The sequence below is a fragment of the Chania multitudinisentens RB-25 genome (genome assembly GCF_000520015.2).
Lineage (GTDB): Bacteria > Pseudomonadota > Gammaproteobacteria > Enterobacterales > Enterobacteriaceae > Chania > Chania multitudinisentens.
This window is the reverse complement of record NZ_CP007044.2, coordinates 2,538,171-2,557,748: the sequence shown is the minus strand read 5'-3', so window position 1 is coordinate 2,557,748 and position 19,578 is coordinate 2,538,171. Positions and strand designations below refer to the sequence as shown.

The following is a 19,578-nucleotide window of genomic DNA, read 5'->3' as shown; positions in this document are numbered from 1 at the left end:
TACCCAAGGTGTTTTAAGTAAAAAAAACAATCATCCTTGTTGTAAGCTTCAAAGCGGTGTTAGTTACCTAACATCTCATCGATGAAGTCTTTCCAATGCCCTAACTCACGATCAACCATAATACTTTACAACCTCCATTTAAAATCACCTTAAATTCTACGCCTGTTTTTTGACCAAGTGAAGTCTTTTGGGAACGATGCCAACCGAATAAAGCGGGAGTAGCGCACATTTTCAGATTAATCATCCATCTGGCTAGGTAAGGTATTTTCTTGTACCAACAATTTTTCCATAGTAGCGTGCCATTAGGTGGTTAGGGATCGCATCAATGAGGAACAAACTGTGGAAATCATTACCGACCCCAGCCATTGCCATATTGATTGGCAACGGCTGGCAGAATTGCTGGAAGCCGCTGGATTGGGCAAGCGCGATCCGCAGACCATGTTGAAGATCTATCAAAATAGCCAGTTCTGTTATTTCAGGTTGGTTAATGGTGAACTGATGGCTACCGCTCATGCTATCAGTGATATGACTTCGGTAGCTTATCTGGCCGATGTCGCGATTCACCCGCGTTTTCAAAGGCACGGTTATGGTCATCAGTTAATGCAGCGCGTAATGCAGGATCTGGCTCCACTTGGCAAAGTATTTATCTACGCGGTGCCGGATAAACTGGCATTTTATAAGAAATATGGCTTCCATGATCTGACAACGGGTATGGTTTACGCAGCAGGAACCACACTGGAACATTTGCAAAACGGCGGCTATGTGCGCTGAAATTGATCTCAACAATAGGATAAACGCTACTACCAGAAATAAAATTGCTGAGTATCAATTAGATATTGCTCAAGGAGCAACTTATTTTGCAGGGAAAGCTATGTTATATTCATTAAAATGTTTATTCTTTGCTCATTTTTTTGTATTATAATTTTTTAACCTTATAAAAACCATGGATGATATATGTCAGGAAAATTCTTGTGCTCTATTTTTATCGGTGTTCTATTCCTTGCTGGTTGTGATGGAGCCAAAGATAACGTTGCCGTAAATAAAAACGTTGAACAATCGTCAGAAAAAAATACGGCAGATGAAAAGTACTCGCTATTCGTTAAAGCATTTAATCTTTCTGTTGATGGCAAAATGACAGAAAACTTAAATAAGTTTATGGGAAATGATTTTTCTAATAAAGATATCCCATTCGTTGAATATCTGGATGGATATTATATTACTCCTTCCATTCAGGCGTTAAATGCAGGTTTGACGATAAAAACCTCATCATCTGAACTCAACGTATTGGCTGAAAAAGCTCAAGGATACCTTGCGGCGCTGGAGGCTTTCGAACCCATTGATAACCAGATGAAGCAATATATCCAGGCAAAAGGGTATTTGAATGAAGGGGTTGCAGAGCGGCAGGAGAAAGCCGAACAATATATCACCGCCTATAAATCCCTGCTGCACGCCAATAACGAATTTTATGTAGAGATCCAGAAGGTCGATGCCGAAAGAAGTAAGGCCGCTTATGAATCCGCCCCGGATAACTCTATCGAGAAAACGGTCGCCGGATTAGTTTGGCACGGCAAACAATCCATTAGTGATTTTGATCAACTGATGACTTTATCAAAAGCAAAAAAAGAAGATTATAGTCAGTTGATTTCAGCGACCAATGCATTGGAAAGCGACTTAGCGCCCATCATCGGTTCAAAAGATCCAGGCTGCATTTCGTTAACCAACTACGTAAATGGCTATCTTGGCGCGTTAAGAAGCTTTACTCAATACGCCATTGACGATGCGGCTAAAGCCCCTTCTTCTTCCGGTTGGGTGAACGCCGTTGGAGAGCGTTATAACAGCATGGTGGGTGCAATAAACCAGCACGGCTGCAAGTCACCGCAATAAATCAAGCGGATGTATTGCGATACACTACTCTGCCAGCCAGTTAAGCCACTGGCTGGCATCTACTTAAATTCAACTGCCATGAGCCTTTTTGAAAATGCCCTTTTTCTATTTACAGGTACGTAGAAACCACCTCGCGCTGAAAAACCTCGATACCCAGAAAACCGCTTCAGCAACAGCGGCTTTCAGCACCGAACGGTTGCTGGTGGGTCAGTTCTTTGTCGCCAATTCCTGTCTGTATCATCTGGTACCGCAGGTTTTCCCCGGTTATATCAATCTGCTTAAGCGCCGCCATTTACGCACTCATATTCTGGTGCATGCGCAAGAGATGCTGGAAGGAGGCCTTAGCTCAGTAGAACAACGGGTCCTACAGGAATTTCTCGTTCAGAGTTTTCGCAAAGCATGTAGCACGGTTTATGCTGGCCCTCAGGCACTAGATGATGAAACGGTGAAACGCATTATCCGCATGAATTCCAGAGAGGTCATCACCGCCGCTGATCTCAAACAGGTTTAGGTTTTGCCCCTTAATTGACTATGATGCCGTCGCTGACTCCCCCCTTAATCAAGGCGGCTTCATTACATAAAAATATATATCTTTTTGTTTTTTATCTAAATTAATTTAAAACCAGCTTACTGCACCGCTCAAATTACCAACAAAAATGTCTTATTTATTTTTATAAGCCATGGTGGAGTAATCATAAAAATAAACATCTTCGACCTTAAATTAAGTAATTTAATTGTGGTTATTAACTTTATTTTTCTCACTGAACCATTTCGCATTACCACACAAATTATAATAACCATACTTATAATAAACATAGCAAACGGCCCTCTAGTCAAGCCATGAAGATATACCAGAATACCTGTATTGATAATACCTAAAATGGTAAAAATAAAAACAGTACTGCTTACCACATCTGCAAGAACGAGGATATAATTTTCAAAGGTCTCATCACATGCAACTTTACCTCCCTTGCCATAAACCTCATGAACTGCCTTAACATAAGAGCTCTTCATTTCCAATAATTCCTGATATGAAAAACAATTCGTTAATATCAGCTTTCTGGCATTCATTTTTACTTCCATGTTCATCATTATTTTAAATGAATCGCATATTATAATAATTAATACGCGACGACATCCCTTATTTTACCCGGACCGAAACACAAAAACTGGCTAGCTCATACAACTACGCCGTTGCGCAAATCAAGAAAAATCACAGTGAAAAAGTATCACTGTAATCAAACGAGCTATCTATGCACCTCCCTTTAAATGCTACCTTCCCCCCCTGCCAATGCTGAATGTATCGTTGGCTGGATCTAAGCACGGTTTTGCCGCATTATCTTTCACATAATCCAACAACCTGGCGGCCTACATCCTCATCGCTGACCTGTTGTTCCATACTGATTCGAAGATATAGGTAGCACTTTCGCATGATCAATCAGGACTCAAAAAATTTGCTTAAGCTCTATGGCATCAAAAATTGTGACACCATCAAAAAAGCGCGCCGTTGGCTGGAGGAACAGGGAGTTGCTTATCAGTTCCACGACTATCGCGCAGACGGGCTGAGCGAACAGCAACTGCGTGATTTTGTCGAACGTCTTGGCTGGCAGCCGCTGCTGAACACCCGTGGCACCACCTGGCGTAAGCTGGACGAAGCACAGCGCAATGCCTGCGATAATGCCGAAGCGGCTATTGCGTTAATGTTGACACAACCCGCCATTATCAAGCGCCCGCTGTTGGATGATGGCAATGGCCACGCGTTGCTGGGTTTTAGTATCGATAGTTATCAGCAATTCCTCGCCGAGGTCACGCCATGATTTGCCCGGTTATTGAGCTGGCGCAGCAGTTAATCAAGCGCCCTTCTCTCAGCCCGCACGATGCAGGCTGCCAAGAAATCATGATTCACCGCCTACAAGCTCTCGGTTTCACCATTGAGCCGATGAACTTTGGTGATACACAAAATTTCTGGGCCTGGCGCGGCCAAGGCAAAACGCTGGCTTTTGCTGGCCACACCGATGTTGTCCCTACTGGGGATGAAAAACAGTGGGAAAACCCGCCTTTTGAACCCGCCATTCGCGATGGCATGCTCTATGGACGCGGTGCCGCTGATATGAAAGGCTCCTTGGCGGCAATGGTAGTGGCCGCTGAACGTTTTGTCGCCGCACACCCACATCATCAGGGCCGCTTGGCTTTCCTGATTACTTCCGATGAAGAAGCCAGCGCCACTCATGGCACCGTAAAAGTGGTAGAAGCGCTGATGGCGCGCCACGAACGCCTTGATTACTGCCTGGTAGGTGAACCTTCCAGCACCGAACGCGTCGGGGATGTGGTAAAAAATGGCCGCCGTGGCTCGATTACCGCCAATCTGCACATCCACGGCATTCAGGGGCACGTTGCCTACCCGCATCTGGCAGACAACCCGGTTCACCGCGCCATGCCTGCGCTGAACGAGCTGGTGGCCATTGAATGGGATCAGGGTAACGAATTTTTCCCGCCAACCAGTATGCAGATTGCCAACGTGCAGGCGGGAACCGGCAGTAACAACGTGATCCCTGGCGATATGTTTGTACAGTTCAACTTCCGTTTCAGTACTGAACTCACCGATGCCATCATTAAGCAGCGCGTACAGGAATTGCTGGATCGCCACCAGTTGAAATACAGCCTTGATTGGTGGCTATCGGGCCAGCCATTCCTGACCACACGCGGTGCGCTGGTGGATGCAGTGATCAATGCCGTGGAACACTACTCAGAAATGACGCCACAGTTACTGACCACCGGTGGTACTTCTGATGGGCGCTTTATCGCCCAAATGGGTGCACAGGTGGTTGAACTGGGCCCGGTAAATGCCACGATCCATAAAGTCAACGAATGCGTTCATGCCGCCGATTTGCAGTTACTGAGCCGTATGTACCAACGCATCATGGAGCAATTGATCGCATGATCACACCAGCAATGCTGACCGGGCGTTCAGCGGAACATTTGGCGGTGCTGAGCGGCAACCATCGTTTGCAACCCGCAGCGGTAGAGGCTTTTCGCGCAATGCAGCAGGCCGCCAAAGCGGCGGGGTTTGATCTGCAACCCGCCAGCACTTTCCGTGATTTCGACCGGCAATTGGCTATCTGGAATGGTAAATTCTGCGGCGAGCGGCCAGTATTGGATAAAGACAGTCAGCCAATAGATATCACATCACTGTCAGCCGCCGAACGTTGTGAAGCCATCCTGCGTTGGTCTGCTTTACCCGGCGCCAGCCGCCATCACTGGGGCAGCGATCTGGATATTTATGCCCCGTCGCTGCTGCCGGCAGGGAAAAAATTGCAGCTGGAACCTTGGGAATACCAAGAGGGGGGCTATTTTTATCCGCTGAATCAGTGGATAACTGAACATATGGCTGATTTTGGTTTTTATCGCCCGTTTACCGAAGATAAAGGCGGCGTGGCCGTGGAGCCCTGGCATCTCAGCTACCGCCCTTTGGCGCAGGAGGCTGAACGGCTATTGACGCCCGCGCTACTGCTGGCATCCTGGCAGGATAAAGAGGTGGCCGGTGTGCAATGGCTCACTCACCATTTGCCATCAATATTTTCGCGTTTTATTCACGTTGAAAAGGGCTAAACATGCATTGGTTAACAGACTACTGGTGGGTAATCCTGGTGATACTGGTCGGCATAGTGCTTAACGGGATCAAAGAGTTACGCCGCCTGGATCACAAAAAATTCCTGGCCAACAAACCGGAGTTGCCACCGCACCGCGATAACAACGCCAAGTGGGACGACGAAGAGGATTGGCCGAAGAAGAAGTAATCTCAGGGCGCACTGATTAGCGCCCTGAAGCTTATTTAAACGCGATCAAATCTCCCCGCTTACCGAACATCGCCTCTTCCCAATAATGCTGCGGCACATAGTAATGTAAACGTTCCAGCGCCTGGTTCATCATGCCCTGATTGATGGCATGCCCAACGCCTTCTTCTACATCTAACGTAAAATCACAGCCAACGGTTTGTAACCGTGCCGCCGCCGCACGCGCATGTTCCACCGCAATCACGGCATCGGTTTCACCGTGGATCAGATGCACCACGCTTTCACCAAAGTTCACTTCCGGCAATTGGGCAAAACGGCCACTGAAAGACACCACGCGCCCGGCCAGTTTCGGTTCTGCTTTTAAACTTTCCAGCGCCATAATCGAGCCTTGAGAAAAACCGATCAACGCCGTTCCGGCATAGCCTACACCACTTTGTTGTTGCCAATAACGCACAGTTTCAACAAACTTCGGCATCACCTCGGCAATACGTTCCACACGGTTTGCTTCCGAGATCCCCTGCACGGAGAACCACTGGCGACCATTACCCTGCCCAAAAGCAAACGGCCCTCCGATGCTCACCACCAGCGCCTGCGGGAAATCTTTGGCGAAGTAGCGGCCAATCTCCCCCATCGCGACCGGATTATCGCCCACGCCATGAAACAGCAGGATCAACTGCTCAGCCGGTGTTACAGGGCTTTGCACAACGAAATGTTCATGTTTCATGGGGAACTCCTCAGATTGAATATTGCTCTACTATACTCCGCGGAGAATTCGGGAAAATCAGGTTTTATTGAATAACTCTTTCCATTTATTGCAATGATTGTGACCACTGCTGCCAACGATGACAACGCGGCTGATCCAACTGTGCGAGCGCCTGCGCAACTTCTTGCCGCCAGTGGCGCAAGAGTGCTTTCTGGCCGCTTAAACCATACTCAGCAACGCATTGCGCCACACTCTGCTGCCGTTGCAAATGTCTGCGCAGAGCAGCCAGCGGCCATGGGGTGGTCAATAACAAGCGTTGCAGCGCCCCCAGGCTGGCTTCCAGTGGCCGATGGGCGAAGGCAAACCCAGCCAGCTCGCGCCAATCCTCTTCGTTCAGCAATGGAGCACTATCATCCCCCACTATGAGCAGTTGCAGATCAACACGCTGCTGTAACCAACGCCAGTCACGGGCCAAATGCTTATGCGCCGCGTGGCACAAGACCTCTCCCTGATCGCTAAGCGGCAATAGCGCCATGGCGGTATAGCAACCGCTGCTGGCTTCCGGTTTGCTGCCGATGCGCACCAGAGTAAAACCACAGGATTGCCAAAAACGCCACAACGGCTCGGTATAGCCAAAGCTGACGGAAAGAAAATCCAACCCCTGCGAACATTGTTTTTGCTGTTCGATTAATCGGCTGGCAATCCCTTGCTGACGCAGCTCCGGCAATACCGCAATGCGGGTAATGCGGCGTGAGCGCAGCGTTGGAGCCCACCAGTGGCCGCCATGTGCTGCCAGCGATTGTGCTACCAGATTGCCACGCGGCCTCCTGCGACCGGCCCAGACTTCATGCGCCAGTTCAGCCGGCAATCCTCCTTCATCCACCAACCACAGCGCCCCCACGATCTCGTTCGCCTGCGAGGCAGCGCTGAAATGCATCCCCGGCGCATCCATCAGGCGGCGCAGATCCAACGGAGAGGTTCGATAATGGGCGCTGCTGAGCAACGCATAAAAACGCTTTAATCGCTGTGGATCGGCACACAGCTCTGCTTGTTCAAGAGGGGTAATACTCAACGCCTGATTGGCTGCCGACCACGGCGGTTCTTCATTAAACAGCAATGCGTTATCGATGATGCGTTCCAGAGCATCACCCGCCGACCAGCGTATCGGCTGCTGTAAACTGAGCGGCTGCCACTGTGGCAATGCAGCACAGAATTTAAGCAAAAAGCCGCGCCCTGTGCCTTCGTAGCCCTGAACCGTGGTGGTCAGTAGCACGCGTGGGAAATAATTCACCAATTGCTGTAATAACGGGCCAGGGATCGCCGCAGCCTCATCCACCAATAACCAGCCAACATCGCTGACGCGATGTGCGGCACAATGGTGCAACAGCGCATCGGGAGCCCAGAATACCGCTTTCCCCCCCGCCCATTCACTGGCGACCTCAGTTGCCGCCCGGCTTGGCCCGGTAAGCCAGCAAGTAAGTGGGCTGGCCGCTACCAGCATCCCTGCTAACGTGGATTTCCCACGGCCACGTGCTGCGGTCAGCACCCAGACACCGGGCTCGGCCACCAACAAGCGGGCTAAAATAGCCTGCTGCTCGCTGCTCGGTTTACCCTGTGGCGGTTGCCAATCCTGGCGCTGCGGCAGCGGCGCCAAACACAATGGTTCACCCTGTCGCCAAATGGTCACTTCATGGTCTGCCGTGAGCTGTTGCTGCAAATGCTTAATGAAATTCGCTGTAACGATCGGCTGTGGGCAATCGCTCCAGCGCAGGCTATCGCCATCCGGCTGCTGCGCCCAACGCGGCCAAGCGGGAACCAACAGCAGCAGCCAGCTACCGGCGCGCAGCGTACCGCAAAGCTGGGCCAGAGCGGCAACATCCAGCCCTTGTGTCGCGTCAAAAACGGCGTGCAAGCGCTCTTGACCAAGCAACGTTTTGACCGTGCCATTGGTCAAAGCCTGTGGCGTACAGTGAGCTTCGTTACCTACCCACGGCCAATCACCCGGCAGCTGCGCCGCCAGTTGTTGGGCCTGCCTACGGCACCATTGCGTTTCACCGCTGAGAACCAGTAAACGCCGGATACCCTGCCGCTGCATGCGTTGTTGGATTGCCTGTAACATCAGAAGCTACACCTGAAAGAAGAATACCGCTGTTTATCCCCGTCATACTTCCCGCAACTCGCATTACTTAGGCTATCAGTATTAGCAGGAAGTGCATCAACGGGCGGCGAACGTATTGCATTTGTTCGGATCGCCGCTGTCGAATCCTTGCTTGAACCAGGTATAACGCTGCTGCGAAGTGCCATGCGTGAAGCTGTCTGGCACCACGCGCCCCTGGCTTTGTTGCTGTAAACGGTCGTCACCAATCGCCTGTGCTGCGTTCAGCGCTTGCTGTAGATCTCCAGCCTCAAGCATGTGCTGCCGTTGCGCATAATGCCCCCAGACTCCAGCAAAACAGTCCGCCTGCAATTCCATTTTCACCGAAAGGCGGTTGATCTCCACCTGGCTGGCGTTCTGCTGCATCTGGCGAACTTTGCGCTCAATGCCCAGCAGGTTCTGGACGTGATGACCAATTTCGTGTGCCACCACATAGGCCTGTGCAAAATCACCGCCAGCCCCCAGCTTGCTTTTCATATCCTGGTAAAACGACAGATCGATATACACGGTGCCGTCTGCCGGGCAATAAAACGGCCCCATCACCGACTGACCCACGCCACAGCCTGTGCGCGTAGCGCCGCGATACATCACCAACTTCGGATCTTGATAGCGTTTGCCTGACTGCTGAAAAATGTCCTGCCAGGCATCCTCGGTCGAAGCCAGTACCACTGAGGTAAATTTAGCTAATTCATCGTCTTTGGCGCTGATATTGGTACTCTGCTGTGGCGCCTGTAGCGTCATATCACCACCGTTCAACAACGGTGTCAGATCTATACCGTAGTAACCGGCAACCAGCACTACCACCAGAATAGCTATTCCCCCTTTGCCACCAATGGGTGGGCGAAAACCGCCACCCCGGCCTGAAGATTGCCCGCGGCGATCTTCAATATTGTCACTTTCCCGACGCCCTTGCCAACGCATGCATAAGCTCCAAAATAATCGAAGGCCGTCATTATAAAGGGTTAGCGGCGCAGGAAATGCAGTAATTTTCTGGGAATAAAAAAGAGAACGGGGCATTCCATAGGAAACCCCGTCTTGAACAGGCTGGCAGGTATAAGCTTAGTCTAACTTCACACCGATACGGCGGGCGACTTCTTCATAGGCTTCGATCAGGCCACCCAGGCTCTGGCGGAAACGATCTTTGTCCATCTTATCCAGGGTGTTTTTGTCCCACAGGCGGCTGCCATCTGGGGAAAACTCATCACCCAGCACCACCTCGCCGTTGAACAGGCCAAACTCCAATTTGAAATCAACCAAGATCAGGCCCGCATCGTCGAACAATTTGCTCAACACTTCATTGGCCTGGTAACTCAGTTCACGCATGCGCGCCAGATGTACTTTGCTCACCCAACCGAAGGTTTCGCAGTAGGATTCGTTAACCATCGGATCGTGCATGGCATCGTTCTTCAGGAACAGATCGAACAATGGCGGGTTGAGTGGCAGACCTTCTTCGATACCCAGGCGCTTGACCAGTGAACCAGCCGCACGGTTACGGATCACGCACTCAACCGGCACCATCGCCAGTTTTTTCACCAGCACTTCGTTATCTGACAGCAGGCGTTCCATTTGCGTTGGAACACCGGCTTCCTCCAGTTTGCTCATGATGAAATGGTTAAATTTATTGTTCACCATGCCTTTGCGATCAAACTGCTCAATGCGCTGACCATCCAGTGCTGACGTATCGTTACGGAATTCCAGCACCAGCAGGTCCGGGTTTTCAGTGGTGTAGACGGTTTTCGCCTTTCCGCGATACAACTCAGCTAGTTTTTGCATCTTACTTACTCCAATGAGGGTATACCTTCCGGCCACCAAACTGCGGCTCACTGCCTACCGGGTATAGAATTGACCTGATAAATTCTTTGGTTTGCGGGTAACTATTGTGCCAAACCAGCGACGCAAACGATACCGTTTCTGCAAAGTAAAAAGGGGCCGCAGCCCCTTGATGATTATTTAGCGCTAGTTTGGCTGAAAGCCGCCTGGAATGCCGCCACCAACGCATCATTCTGCGCCTGAGGCAAAGGTTTTCCTTTGGAGTCGATAAATTGCAGGCTGGTACGGTTATTCAAATCACCGATTTGCAATTTGTAATCACCGTTTGCCAACTCAGGATCTTTCACACCCAATGCGTTCCAATCGCTATCACTCAAGGATTTATAGGTCACCGCAATGGTTCCCTGCGGGCGACTGCGATCCCCTACTTTCATCCCCAGTTTCTCCAACGCCGGTGGCAAGCGATCCCACACAACGGTGTACGGAGCCCGCACAATCAGCACCGGTAAACCAACATCATCTGCACCACTCTGCACATCCAGCGTACCCGTGCGGCTGGCCGATTGGCTGCTCGTCAGGTTGTCTTGCTTGTCCAGGCTTTCGACAATGCTGTTCATCATCATGCTGTTATAGCGCTGGATTTCGGCAGTATCCGTTACTTCATCCGTTTTGCCCTGCTGGCGCAGGCCCAGCGTTTTCACAATCAGCGCCTGCTGGTAACCCTGTTTCTGCACGCTGATCTGGTAGCGGCCTTCGTACTGGTTATCTTCATCCAGACGATTCCACTTCACCCAATCCGTAGTCAGGGTTTGACCCGCTTCGTCGCGGGAAGCGACCGGGATGTTTTTCGCCTGCAACGCACCGGCAACACGTGACCACAGATTTTGGTTCTGCGGGCTGTTTTCCAACAGCAGCGTACTGCTGTTATCGGCCGATTGACCGCGGGAACCACTCAACAGCGCCAGCGGCTGCGATGGTGGCCGGATATCCAACTGTTTGCCGACGGCACCCTGCCGCTCGCTGGTTGCAACAACAAAATTACTGGATGGCGCGGGCAGGGTTATGCTGGCCGGCGCAATCAACGGTTTGAGCGGTGCGGCGTCGAGATATGCCTCATCGCCACTGACCTGGCGCTTGTAACGCTGATCGGTGGAACACGCCGCCAACGTCATCACCAGCGCTATACCCACGACTTTTGCTACCGTCGATTTTTGCAATAAATAAGCCATCAAATCTCCCTAAGAATGATATCCCCGTCGTGCTTGAACCGTAACAGGTGTGCTCCCCTGATAATCACCGGGGCTTTACGCACCAACCACCCTGCTACGGCTGCAATTACTGGGGGTTATAGCAAACCGGCGCTTTTCAACGCACGCTCTACAACCGGACGGGCAGCGTCACTCAACGGCGTCATCGGCAGACGCATCGTATCGGTTGCCATCAATCCCAATGCCTTACAGGCCCATTTCACTGGGATAGGGTTTGCTTCTACGAATAAATCCTGATGCAACGGCATCAAGCGCTGATTCAAACGGCGGGCTTCGGCAAAGTTGCCTTGTGCCGCAAGACGGCAAAGTTCGGCCATTTCACGCGCCGCCACGTTGGCCGTCACGGAAATCACTCCGTTGCCCCCCAGTTGCATGAAATCCAGACCGCTGGCGTCATCACCGCTCAACAGCGTGAAACTTTCATCATCAACCAGCTCTTGGATCTGGCTCACACGACTTAAGTTCCCTGTTGCTTCTTTGACGGCAACAATATTTTTGACTTCGGCTAAACGCGCAATCGTCGGCGGCAGCATGTCACAACCGGTGCGTGAAGGCACGTTATAGAGGATTTGCGGCAGATCGGTGCTTTCAGCAATCGCTTTGAAATGCTGATACAAGCCTTCCTGCGTCGGTTTATTGTAGTAAGGCGTGACGGTCAGGCAACCTACCACGCCGGTGTTAGCGACGTGCTCAGTGAGCAAAATCGCTTCGCTGGTTGCGTTGGCACCGGTTCCGGCGATCACCGGAATGCGGCCAGCGGCCAATTCCAACGTCAGTTTCACCACATCAATATGCTCATGATGAGCCAGCGTAGCGGATTCACCGGTAGTCCCTACGGAAACAATCGCCGCAGTCCCACTGGCGACATGGTAATCAATCAGTTTTTTTAGGCTCGCGCGATCGACAGCACCTTTGGCGTCCATCGGCGTAACCAGTGCAACAATACTTCCCGTAAACATTGGCCATCCCCTTCACAAACAAGTCACTCATGGTACTTTTGACACCTATCCAAAAGCAAGCAAACACGCTTGGCAGGCGGTTTTTTTTATGTTTACCATGGTAATCCCATTGAGCACGACAGGAAGCGCCATTTTGCCTAAGCCAGACGAACACTATCTTGTGATTACCGCACTCGGCACCGACCGCCCCGGTATCGTCAACACTATCACCCGCCACGTTAGCAGTTGCGGATGCAATATCGAAGATAGCCGTCTCGCCATACTGGGTGAAGAATTTACCTTCATCATGCTGCTTTCGGGCAGTTGGAATGCAATTACCTTGATTGAATCCACTTTGCCGCAAAAAGGGGCGGAACTGGATTTGCTGATCGTGATGAAACGCACAAATTCGCACGAAAGGCCGCCGATGCCCGCCACGGTGTGGGTTCAGGTGGAGGTGAAAGATTCTCCACATCTCATTGAGCGTTTCACCGATCTGTTTTATTCCAGCCAGATGAATATCGCTGAGCTGGTGTCACGGACTCAGCCTGCCGAAGGCGGCCTGCCGCCCCAGCTTTATATTCAGATTACCGCTCACAGTCCCGGTAATCAGAATGCCTCAAATATTGAGCAAGCCTTTCATCACCTATGTACAGAATTGAATGCGCAAGGCAGTATTAGCGTTGTGAACTATCCACAGCATGACGAGAAAGATGGAGAGTAGTGATGAGCCCATTGAAAGCCGGTGATACAGCGCCAAAATTCAGTTTACTCGACCAGGACGGTGAGGAAATTCATTTGGCCGACTTCCAGGGACAGCGAGTTCTGGTGTATTTCTATCCTAAAGCCATGACGCCAGGTTGTACCGTACAAGCCTGTGGCCTGCGGGATAACATGGACGATTTGAAAAACGCAGGTGTCGAAGTGCTTGGCATCAGCACCGATAAACCGGAAAAACTGTCACGTTTTGCCGAAAAAGAGTTACTCAACTTCACGTTGTTATCTGATGAGAACCATCAGGTAGCAGAGCAGTTTGGCGTTTGGGGTGAAAAAACCTTCATGGGGAAAACCTATGATGGTATTCATCGCATCAGTTTCCTGATCGACGCCAACGGCAAAGTTGAGAAAGTGTTTGATGATTTCAAGACCACCAATCATCACGACATCGTTCTGGATTACCTGAAACAGTAATCTCCGCCTCTGTTATTTTTGCTCTCAAAGCGCAGCCCCTCGCTGCGCTTTGCTTTCGCTGCCATTATTGAGCTTCTTTCTCCGCATCCACCAGCCTGTCATCCGGCCAGGCATGAATTACCGCTTTCACCAGCGTTGCCAGAGGAATCGCAAAGAAAACACCCCAGAACCCCCACAGGCCGCCAAAAATCACCACGGAAAGGATGATCACCAGCGGATGCAGGTTAACCGCCTCAGAAAACAGGATTGGCACCAACAGGTTACCGTCCAATCCTTGAACCACCAGATAAGCGACGATCAGCGTCCAAAAATCGGCACCGATACCCCATTGAAACATCGCCACCACCACCACGGGGATCGTCACCAACACCGCGCCAATATAGGGGATTAACACGGAGAACCCCACCAGCACGGCCAACAGCAGTGAATAACGCATATCCAGAATAAAGAACACCAGATAGGTTGCCACTCCTACGATCACCATCTCCAGCACTTTGCCACGAATATAATTGGTGATCTGCTGGTTCATTTCGATCCACACCTGCCCCGCCAGCCCACGCTCACGCGGCAGCACGCGGCGCACCGCGTTGAGCATCTGCTCTTTGTCTTTCAGCAGGAAAAACACCATCAGCGGCACCAGAATCAGGTAGATCGCCAACGTCAACAAACCAACCAGCGAAGCCAGGGAAAATTTGACCACCGACTCTCCCACCCCAGAAAGCCGCCCGCGCAGATTCTCCGCCATCATGTCGATAATGCCGACATCCACCAGCGCCGGATAACGCTTTGGTAGCGTCGCCGCATAGTTGTAGAACTGGTTGAGCATCCCCGGTAAATCGGTCATCAGGCTCATGCCCTGTTTCCAAGCGGTTGGAGCCACCACAAACACCAGCAGCAGGGTGATGCCACCAAACACAATCAGTACCATGCTGGCCGCCCAGACTCGCGAACAGCCACAGCGTTGCAGGCGCGCAGTGGGCCATTCCAAAAGATAAGCCAGCACAATCGCCACCAGCAAGGGCGCTAAAATACCGTGCAAAAAATAGAGGATACAGAATCCGGCAACCAGAATAACCAATAGCGCAATAGCTTGCGGATCGGTAAAACGGCGGCGGTACCATTGTAATAACATCTCCAACATCAGAGATTGCTCCTTAATTTCATCAATGAGGGGGTATTCCGCCTTTCCCTGTGCGTTCCAATCAATGCTATCTTATTCCTGATTACGCAGGCCAAACATTTCATTGCAGGCGCTAGCTGGCTATGATTGAAAAGGTGTTAGCCCATTCGGGTTCACAAAACGCAAACAGTGCATTTTTGTGAGCCAACGCACTTTCACGCTGATTGTACTGGAGAGTCTGGTACGGAAGAAGAACTCTTGTGTGCCGCTGACGTCTTAGTGATGACTTTGATTTAAGGGAAACGCCTGACTATGACCACCCGGTTGACCAAAACAGCGTTAGCAGTCCTGTTATTCAGCACATTGAGCGCCTCTGGGGTGGCCCCCGTGAAGGCAGATACACAAGATCAACTGCCAGACATAGGCACCTCTGCTGGGGGAACGTTAAGCATCGGCCAGGAATTACTTATGGGCGATTTTTACGTGCGGCAACTGCGTGCCAGCGCCCCATTAATTAACGATCCTTTATTGACTCAATACATTAACCAGTTGGGTAACCGGCTCGTAGCAAATGCCTATTCGGTAAAAACGCCATTCCACTTCTTTCTGGTGCGTAACGATGAAATAAACGCCTTTGCCTTCTTTGGAGGCAATGTGGTGCTGCACTCGGCCCTGTTCCGTGAAACGGATAACGAAAGCCAACTGGCTTCGGTGCTGGCGCACGAAATCTCTCACGTCACCCAACGCCATTTGGCGCGGGCCATGGAAGATCAGCAGCGAAATGCCCCGCTGACCTGGGTAGGGGCGTTGGGTTCGATCCTGTTAGCCATGGCGAACCCCACCATGGGGATGGCAGCCCTCAGCGGCACGCTGGCAGGCGCTCAACAGGGGATTATCAGTTTCACGCAGGCTAATGAGCAAGAAGCCGATCGTATTGGTATTCAGTTGCTGCAACGGGCTGGGTTTGACCCAGAAGCCATGCCAGATTTCATGCAAAAACTGGCCGATCAATCCCGGTACTCCTCCAAACCCCCAGAAATGTTACTGACGCACCCGCTGCCGGACAGCCGGCTTTCCGACGCCCGCAACCGTGCCAACCAAATGCAGCGCCGTATCGTCCAATCCAGCCAGGATTATCTGCTGGCCAGAGTACGCACTCTCGGTATGTACAGTGCAGAAGGTTATGGTCTGACCGAAGAAATATTAGCCAGCTACAGCAAGGGCAACCAACGGGAACAAATGGCAGCGCAATATGGCCGGGCCATTCTGTTTTACGAAGCGAAAAAGTATGATCAAGCGCGTAATACCATCCAACCGTTGCTGACGCAAGACCCGAAAAATGTCTGGCTGCTGGATCTGATGACCGACATCGATCTTGGTCAACAGAAAGCCTCACAGGCTATCGCCCGCCTACAGGCGGCCAACGCAGAGCAAAGTAAAAATCCGGTTTTGCTGCTCAATCTGGCAAACGCCTACGTGGAAGGCAATCAAGCGGCCCAAGCGTCAAGAATTCTTAACCGTTATACCTTTGCACACCCGAATGATCCAAATGGTTGGGACTTACTGGCACAGGCCAATGCCGCACAGGGGCTGCGCGCTGAAGAACTCTCTGCGCGGGCAGAAAGCCTGGCGTTGGCGGGCCGCCTGGATCAGGCTATCGAATTACTCAGTAATGCTAGTTCCCTGCAAAAACTCGGTAGCCTGGAGCAGGCGCGTTATGATGCACGTATTGACCAACTGCGCCAGTTGCAGAAGAGCTTCAGCAAGTTCCAGCGCAGCTGATTTGACCAAGGAATGATTGACATGAAAAACGTAACTCTCTACCACAACCCACGTTGTTCAAAAAGCCGTGAGACTCTGGCCCTGCTGGAACAACGAGGTGTTGAGCCCAATGTGGTTCTGTATCTGGAGACCCCACTCTCGGTAGAGGAACTGAAAAAGTTGCTACGGGAATTGGGTTTCAGTTCCGCACGTGAGCTGATGCGTAAAAAAGAAGATCTCTACAAAGAGCTGAAACTGGCGGATGAAAGCCTGAGCGAAGAACAGTTGTTACAAGCGATGGTGGCTAACCCGAAGCTGATCGAACGCCCCATCGTGGTAAAAGGCAATCAAGCCCGTCTTGGCCGGCCACCGGAGCTGGTGCTGGAAATCCTCTGATGCAACCGGGCTCGGCATACCGGGCCCTTACAATTCCAGAGTATCCTTCACAAACGGAATCGTCAGTTTGCGTTGTGCGGTGATCGACGCACGATCAAGCTGATCCAAGGTCATAAACAGCGTGCGCATTTCACGATCCAGGCGCTTAAGCAGGAAACGGCCCACGTCTTCCGGCAATTCAAAACCCCGCAGCTTGGCGCGCAGTTGCAGAGCCAGCAGTTTCTCTGCATCGGTAAGGGGTTGCAGCTTGTAGATCTGCCCCCAATCAAGGCGCGAAGCCAGATCCGGTAAGCGCAGATTCAATTGGCGCGGCGGGCGATCGCCAGTAATAAACAAACGTGTACGCCCGGTTTCCAGAATGCGGTTATAAAGATTGAAAATCGCCATTTCCCACTCTTCATCGCCAGCAATGCATTCAATATTATCCATGCATACCAGTGCCAGCTGCTCCATACCATCCAGCACTTCCGGTATAAAATAAGCCCGTTTATCCAGCGGTACATAGCCAACGGCTTCACCACGCTGTGACAATTCCGCACAGGCAGCGTGCAGCAAATGGCTACGACCACCGCCCTCGCGTGACCAGAAATAGATGTAACTACCATGTTCCTGATGAATTGCAGACTGGATCGCCGCAAGCAGAGATGGGTTCTCACCCGGATAAAAACTGGCAAAAGTTTCATCATCAGGGAGATAAAGTGGCAGTGAAAGCTGTGCCGGTGTATTCAGAAAAGTACCTCAACCAAAACTGGCAGCAAGACGGCAGCAGTTTATCACAGAAAACCCGCCCTGTTGAACCGGCAGGTTTTTATGCCGTCTATAGCAACGAGAAGTGGCGATTATCCGGCATCACTGCTATACCCAAAACGTTTGATATTGCATAACCTTAAGCAATGTCCCTCAGACTCTGGCAAGGATAAAGACGATGAAACCATGGAACACAATACTGCTGGCGGCGGTTATTGGCTTGCTGGTGGCAGGCTGCGATAACTCCTCCACAACCAAAGGCAACGCAGAACCACTGCAAAACGGTTCGGCAAACCAGGCAACAACCCATGATGCCAAAGACAGTGCTGAAGAAAACCACGACAACATGGATGATCAACCACAGGAAACAGAAGGTGCCAACGATCCCGCCGGGAAATCTGTCGGCCCATAAACCAAAACAGGGCGGAGATCCCCGCCCTGTTCTGCCTTATACCACCGTATTACGCATTATTTGTGATCGAGCCGTTCTTCTGGAACATCGATCACTTCTTCTTCTCTGCGATACAGGCTGATCAGCTTGAACAGCAGGCTCAGGCCAATACCAACGACGGTTGCCAGCGCCATACCTTTCAGCTCTGCCGCACCGATATGCACTTTAGCTCCGCTGACGCCGATAATCAGGATCACCGAAGTCAGGATCAGGTTCTGTGCTTTGTTATAATCCACTTTGGACTCAATCAGCACACGAATACCCGAAGCACCAATCACCCCATACAGCAACAGGGAAACGCCCCCCATCACCGGCACCGGCACCGCCTGGATCGCCGCCGCCAGTTTGCCGATGCAAGAGAGCAGAATTGCCAGAATCGCCGCTCCGCCGATCACCCAGGTACTGTAAACCTTGGTAATCGCCATTACGCCGATGTTCTCACCATAAGTGGTGTTCGGCGTTGAGCCGAAGAAGCCAGAAATCACCGTTGAGATGCCGTTGGCAAACATCGAACGATGCAGGCCCGGATCGCGCAGCAGATCTTTTTTAACAATATTTGCCGTCACCACCAGGTGGCCAACGTGTTCAGCAATTACCACCAACGCCGCAGGCAGAATAGTGAAAATAGCAAACCATTCAAAACGTGGCGTATAGAAGGTGGGCAGAGCAAACCAGTGCGCTTCACGGATCGGCGTCAGATCTACCACCCCCATAAAGAATGACAGCGCATACCCCACCAACACACCGATCAGAATCGGAATGATTGCCAGGAAACCCCGGAATAACACCGAGCCCAATACGGTTACCCCGAGCGTCACCAGTGAGATGGTAATGGTTGTGCTGTTGGCAGAAGTACCCTCCGCAGGCAACAATCCGGCCATATTGGCTGCCACACCCGCCAGCTCCAGGCCAATGACGGCGACGATGGCCCCCATTGCCGCAGGCGGGAAGATCACATCCAGCCAGCCGGTTCCGGCCTTCTTCACGATGAATGCCACCAGGCAAAACAGCACACCGCACATGATAAAACCGCCAAGCGCCACTTCATACCCCAATGGCAACAGCAGCAGTACCGGCGAAATAAACGCAAAGCTGGAACCCAGATACGCCGGGATTTTACCTTTACAGATAAACAGATACAGCAGCGTGCCAATGCCGTTAAACAGCAGCACCGTCGCCGGGTTGATGTTGAACAGAATCGGCACCAATACCGTTGCGCCAAACATGGCGAACAGATGCTGGAAGCTGAGTGGAATCGTTTGGAACAACGGCGGGCGTTCGCTGACGCCGATGGCGCGACGAGTCATGGTGTGTGTTTTCCTCTGAATTGTATTAATCAGTTAGTTAAGCTTAGTGAGTTATACCCAATGAATTTTAAGTTACCGCCAGGCGGCAAGAAC

23 protein-coding genes are annotated in these 19,578 nt (G+C 51.3%); 12 read left to right on the top strand and 11 right to left on the bottom strand.

The window, feature by feature from the left end; translation table 11 throughout:
- Positions 1 to 59: 59 nt before the first annotated feature.
- Positions 60 to 119, bottom strand: coding sequence for a protein YpfM (gene ypfM, locus Z042_RS26865; RefSeq protein WP_154667046.1), 60 nt, complete (start codon positions 117 to 119; stop codon positions 60 to 62).
- Positions 120 to 339: 220 nt separating this feature from the next.
- Here ypfM and Z042_RS11240 point away from each other — a divergent pair, with 220 nt between their 5' ends.
- The 3 genes from Z042_RS11240 to Z042_RS11230 all read left to right on the top strand — a co-directional run bounded on the left by Z042_RS11240 (position 340) and on the right by Z042_RS11230 (position 2,395).
- Positions 340 to 771, top strand: coding sequence for a GNAT family N-acetyltransferase (locus tag Z042_RS11240; RefSeq protein ID WP_024912626.1), 432 nt, complete (start codon positions 340 to 342; stop codon positions 769 to 771).
- 183 nt (positions 772 to 954) lie between these two features.
- Complete coding sequence (locus Z042_RS11235) at positions 955 to 1,884, top strand: YiiG family protein (RefSeq protein WP_024912627.1); 930 nt, start codon at positions 955 to 957, stop codon at positions 1,882 to 1,884.
- A gap of 94 nt (positions 1,885 to 1,978) precedes the next feature.
- Entirely contained in the window at positions 1,979 to 2,395 is a 417-nt protein-coding gene (locus Z042_RS11230) for a YjaA family stress response protein (RefSeq protein WP_024912628.1), read from the top strand.
- Between the two features lie 128 nt (positions 2,396 to 2,523).
- Here the strand turns inward: Z042_RS11230 and Z042_RS11225 are convergent, their stop codons facing one another.
- Positions 2,524 to 2,898: a hypothetical protein gene (locus tag Z042_RS11225; protein ID WP_154666945.1), complete on the bottom strand. Its 375-nt coding sequence runs from the start codon at positions 2,896 to 2,898 to the stop codon at positions 2,524 to 2,526.
- Positions 2,899 to 3,314: 416 nt separating this feature from the next.
- Between Z042_RS11225 and Z042_RS11220 the strand changes: the two genes are divergently transcribed.
- The 4 genes from Z042_RS11220 to Z042_RS11205 are packed head-to-tail and all read left to right on the top strand — an operon-like array spanning position 3,315 to position 5,681.
- Positions 3,315 to 3,701: an ArsC family reductase gene (locus Z042_RS11220; protein WP_024912630.1), complete on the top strand. Its 387-nt coding sequence runs from the start codon at positions 3,315 to 3,317 to the stop codon at positions 3,699 to 3,701.
- On the top strand, positions 3,698 to 4,825 hold the full coding sequence (dapE, locus tag Z042_RS11215; RefSeq protein WP_024912631.1) for a succinyl-diaminopimelate desuccinylase: 1,128 nt from the start codon (positions 3,698 to 3,700) through the stop codon (positions 4,823 to 4,825). Before Z042_RS11220 ends, dapE begins: the two co-directional genes overlap by 4 nt.
- Positions 4,822 to 5,493, top strand: a complete 672-nt coding sequence (locus Z042_RS11210) for a M15 family metallopeptidase (RefSeq protein WP_025297172.1) — start codon at positions 4,822 to 4,824, stop codon at positions 5,491 to 5,493. Before dapE ends, Z042_RS11210 begins: the two co-directional genes overlap by 4 nt.
- Before the next feature lie 2 nt (positions 5,494 to 5,495).
- The gene (locus Z042_RS11205) at positions 5,496 to 5,681 is read left to right on the top strand and encodes a YpfN family protein (protein ID WP_024912707.1); all 186 of its coding nucleotides are present in this window, start codon (positions 5,496 to 5,498) and stop codon (positions 5,679 to 5,681) included.
- Positions 5,682 to 5,712: 31 nt separating this feature from the next.
- On the opposite strand, the gene ypfH is transcribed toward Z042_RS11205, so the two are convergent.
- The 6 genes from ypfH to dapA form a co-directional block, all read right to left on the bottom strand.
- Entirely contained in the window at positions 5,713 to 6,402 is a 690-nt protein-coding gene (gene ypfH / locus Z042_RS11200; RefSeq protein ID WP_024912706.1) for an esterase, read from the bottom strand.
- Positions 6,403 to 6,487: 85 nt separating this feature from the next.
- Positions 6,488 to 8,500, bottom strand: a complete 2,013-nt coding sequence (locus Z042_RS11195) for a tRNA(Met) cytidine acetyltransferase TmcA (protein ID WP_024912705.1) — start codon at positions 8,498 to 8,500, stop codon at positions 6,488 to 6,490.
- A 96-nt stretch (positions 8,501 to 8,596) separates the two neighbouring features.
- Positions 8,597 to 9,457 carry a KPN_02809 family neutral zinc metallopeptidase gene (gene ypfJ / locus Z042_RS11190; protein ID WP_024912704.1) on the bottom strand — a complete coding sequence of 287 codons (861 nt, stop codon included), beginning with the start codon at positions 9,455 to 9,457 and terminating at the stop codon, positions 8,597 to 8,599.
- A 138-nt stretch (positions 9,458 to 9,595) separates the two neighbouring features.
- Positions 9,596 to 10,309 carry a phosphoribosylaminoimidazolesuccinocarboxamide synthase gene (gene purC / locus Z042_RS11185; RefSeq protein ID WP_024912703.1) on the bottom strand — a complete coding sequence of 238 codons (714 nt, stop codon included), beginning with the start codon at positions 10,307 to 10,309 and terminating at the stop codon, positions 9,596 to 9,598.
- 173 nt (positions 10,310 to 10,482) lie between these two features.
- Entirely contained in the window at positions 10,483 to 11,535 is a 1,053-nt protein-coding gene (gene bamC / locus Z042_RS11180; protein WP_024912702.1) for an outer membrane protein assembly factor BamC, read from the bottom strand.
- Positions 11,536 to 11,651: 116 nt separating this feature from the next.
- The gene (dapA, locus tag Z042_RS11175; RefSeq protein ID WP_024912701.1) at positions 11,652 to 12,533 is read right to left on the bottom strand and encodes a 4-hydroxy-tetrahydrodipicolinate synthase; all 882 of its coding nucleotides are present in this window, start codon (positions 12,531 to 12,533) and stop codon (positions 11,652 to 11,654) included.
- 97 nt (positions 12,534 to 12,630) lie between these two features.
- Here dapA and Z042_RS11170 point away from each other — a divergent pair, with 97 nt between their 5' ends.
- Positions 12,631 to 13,236 carry a glycine cleavage system transcriptional repressor gene (locus Z042_RS11170; RefSeq protein ID WP_202901333.1) on the top strand — a complete coding sequence of 202 codons (606 nt, stop codon included), beginning with the start codon at positions 12,631 to 12,633 and terminating at the stop codon, positions 13,234 to 13,236.
- Between the two features lie 2 nt (positions 13,237 to 13,238).
- Positions 13,239 to 13,703, top strand: a complete 465-nt coding sequence (gene bcp, locus Z042_RS11165) for a thioredoxin-dependent thiol peroxidase (protein WP_024912699.1) — start codon at positions 13,239 to 13,241, stop codon at positions 13,701 to 13,703.
- Positions 13,704 to 13,767: 64 nt separating this feature from the next.
- On the opposite strand, the gene Z042_RS11160 is transcribed toward bcp, so the two are convergent.
- Positions 13,768 to 14,844 carry an AI-2E family transporter gene (locus tag Z042_RS11160; protein WP_024912698.1) on the bottom strand — a complete coding sequence of 359 codons (1,077 nt, stop codon included), beginning with the start codon at positions 14,842 to 14,844 and terminating at the stop codon, positions 13,768 to 13,770.
- Positions 14,845 to 15,135: 291 nt separating this feature from the next.
- Between Z042_RS11160 and bepA the strand changes: the two genes are divergently transcribed.
- On the top strand, positions 15,136 to 16,605 hold the full coding sequence (gene bepA / locus Z042_RS11155) for a beta-barrel assembly-enhancing protease (RefSeq protein WP_024912697.1): 1,470 nt from the start codon (positions 15,136 to 15,138) through the stop codon (positions 16,603 to 16,605).
- Between the two features lie 21 nt (positions 16,606 to 16,626).
- Positions 16,627 to 16,980, top strand: a complete 354-nt coding sequence (gene arsC / locus Z042_RS11150) for an arsenate reductase (glutaredoxin) (RefSeq protein ID WP_024912696.1) — start codon at positions 16,627 to 16,629, stop codon at positions 16,978 to 16,980.
- A gap of 27 nt (positions 16,981 to 17,007) precedes the next feature.
- On the opposite strand, the gene hda is transcribed toward arsC, so the two are convergent.
- Positions 17,008 to 17,709, bottom strand: a complete 702-nt coding sequence (hda, locus tag Z042_RS11145; protein ID WP_024912695.1) for a DnaA inactivator Hda — start codon at positions 17,707 to 17,709, stop codon at positions 17,008 to 17,010.
- A 196-nt stretch (positions 17,710 to 17,905) separates the two neighbouring features.
- Between hda and Z042_RS11135 the strand changes: the two genes are divergently transcribed.
- On the top strand, positions 17,906 to 18,139 hold the full coding sequence (locus tag Z042_RS11135; RefSeq protein WP_024912694.1) for a hypothetical protein: 234 nt from the start codon (positions 17,906 to 17,908) through the stop codon (positions 18,137 to 18,139).
- Between the two features lie 56 nt (positions 18,140 to 18,195).
- Here the strand turns inward: Z042_RS11135 and uraA are convergent, their stop codons facing one another.
- Positions 18,196 to 19,485, bottom strand: a complete 1,290-nt coding sequence (uraA, locus tag Z042_RS11130) for a uracil permease (RefSeq protein WP_024912693.1) — start codon at positions 19,483 to 19,485, stop codon at positions 18,196 to 18,198.
- Positions 19,486 to 19,578 lie beyond the last annotated feature (93 nt).

What these genes read in the sequence shown, in the direction of transcription:
- bamC (WP_024912702.1), bottom strand. Translation starts at nt 11,535, where the DNA reads ATGGCTTATTTATTGCAAAAATCGACGGTAGCAAAAGTCGTGGGTATA.
- Z042_RS11195 (WP_024912705.1), bottom strand. Translation starts at nt 8,500, where the DNA reads ATGTTACAGGCAATCCAACAACGCATGCAGCGGCAGGGTATCCGGCGT.
- purC (WP_024912703.1), bottom strand. Translation starts at nt 10,309, where the DNA reads ATGCAAAAACTAGCTGAGTTGTATCGCGGAAAGGCGAAAACCGTCTAC.
- Z042_RS11230 (WP_024912628.1), top strand. Translation starts at nt 1,979, where the DNA reads ATGCCCTTTTTCTATTTACAGGTACGTAGAAACCACCTCGCGCTGAAA.
- dapA (WP_024912701.1), bottom strand. Translation starts at nt 12,533, where the DNA reads ATGTTTACGGGAAGTATTGTTGCACTGGTTACGCCGATGGACGCCAAA.
- arsC (WP_024912696.1), top strand. Translation starts at nt 16,627, where the DNA reads ATGAAAAACGTAACTCTCTACCACAACCCACGTTGTTCAAAAAGCCGT.
- Z042_RS11235 (WP_024912627.1), top strand. Translation starts at nt 955, where the DNA reads ATGTCAGGAAAATTCTTGTGCTCTATTTTTATCGGTGTTCTATTCCTT.
- Z042_RS11220 (WP_024912630.1), top strand. Translation starts at nt 3,315, where the DNA reads ATGATCAATCAGGACTCAAAAAATTTGCTTAAGCTCTATGGCATCAAA.
- bcp (WP_024912699.1), top strand. Translation starts at nt 13,239, where the DNA reads ATGAGCCCATTGAAAGCCGGTGATACAGCGCCAAAATTCAGTTTACTC.
- ypfH (WP_024912706.1), bottom strand. Translation starts at nt 6,402, where the DNA reads ATGAAACATGAACATTTCGTTGTGCAAAGCCCTGTAACACCGGCTGAG.
- Z042_RS11205 (WP_024912707.1), top strand. Translation starts at nt 5,496, where the DNA reads ATGCATTGGTTAACAGACTACTGGTGGGTAATCCTGGTGATACTGGTC.
- dapE (WP_024912631.1), top strand. Translation starts at nt 3,698, where the DNA reads ATGATTTGCCCGGTTATTGAGCTGGCGCAGCAGTTAATCAAGCGCCCT.
- uraA (WP_024912693.1), bottom strand. Translation starts at nt 19,485, where the DNA reads ATGACTCGTCGCGCCATCGGCGTCAGCGAACGCCCGCCGTTGTTCCAA.
- Z042_RS11135 (WP_024912694.1), top strand. Translation starts at nt 17,906, where the DNA reads ATGAAACCATGGAACACAATACTGCTGGCGGCGGTTATTGGCTTGCTG.
- Z042_RS11160 (WP_024912698.1), bottom strand. Translation starts at nt 14,844, where the DNA reads ATGTTGGAGATGTTATTACAATGGTACCGCCGCCGTTTTACCGATCCG.
- Z042_RS11210 (WP_025297172.1), top strand. Translation starts at nt 4,822, where the DNA reads ATGATCACACCAGCAATGCTGACCGGGCGTTCAGCGGAACATTTGGCG.
- Z042_RS11170 (WP_202901333.1), top strand. Translation starts at nt 12,631, where the DNA reads ATGGTAATCCCATTGAGCACGACAGGAAGCGCCATTTTGCCTAAGCCA.
- bepA (WP_024912697.1), top strand. Translation starts at nt 15,136, where the DNA reads ATGACCACCCGGTTGACCAAAACAGCGTTAGCAGTCCTGTTATTCAGC.
- ypfJ (WP_024912704.1), bottom strand. Translation starts at nt 9,457, where the DNA reads ATGCGTTGGCAAGGGCGTCGGGAAAGTGACAATATTGAAGATCGCCGC.
- Z042_RS11225 (WP_154666945.1), bottom strand. Translation starts at nt 2,898, where the DNA reads ATGAAGAGCTCTTATGTTAAGGCAGTTCATGAGGTTTATGGCAAGGGA.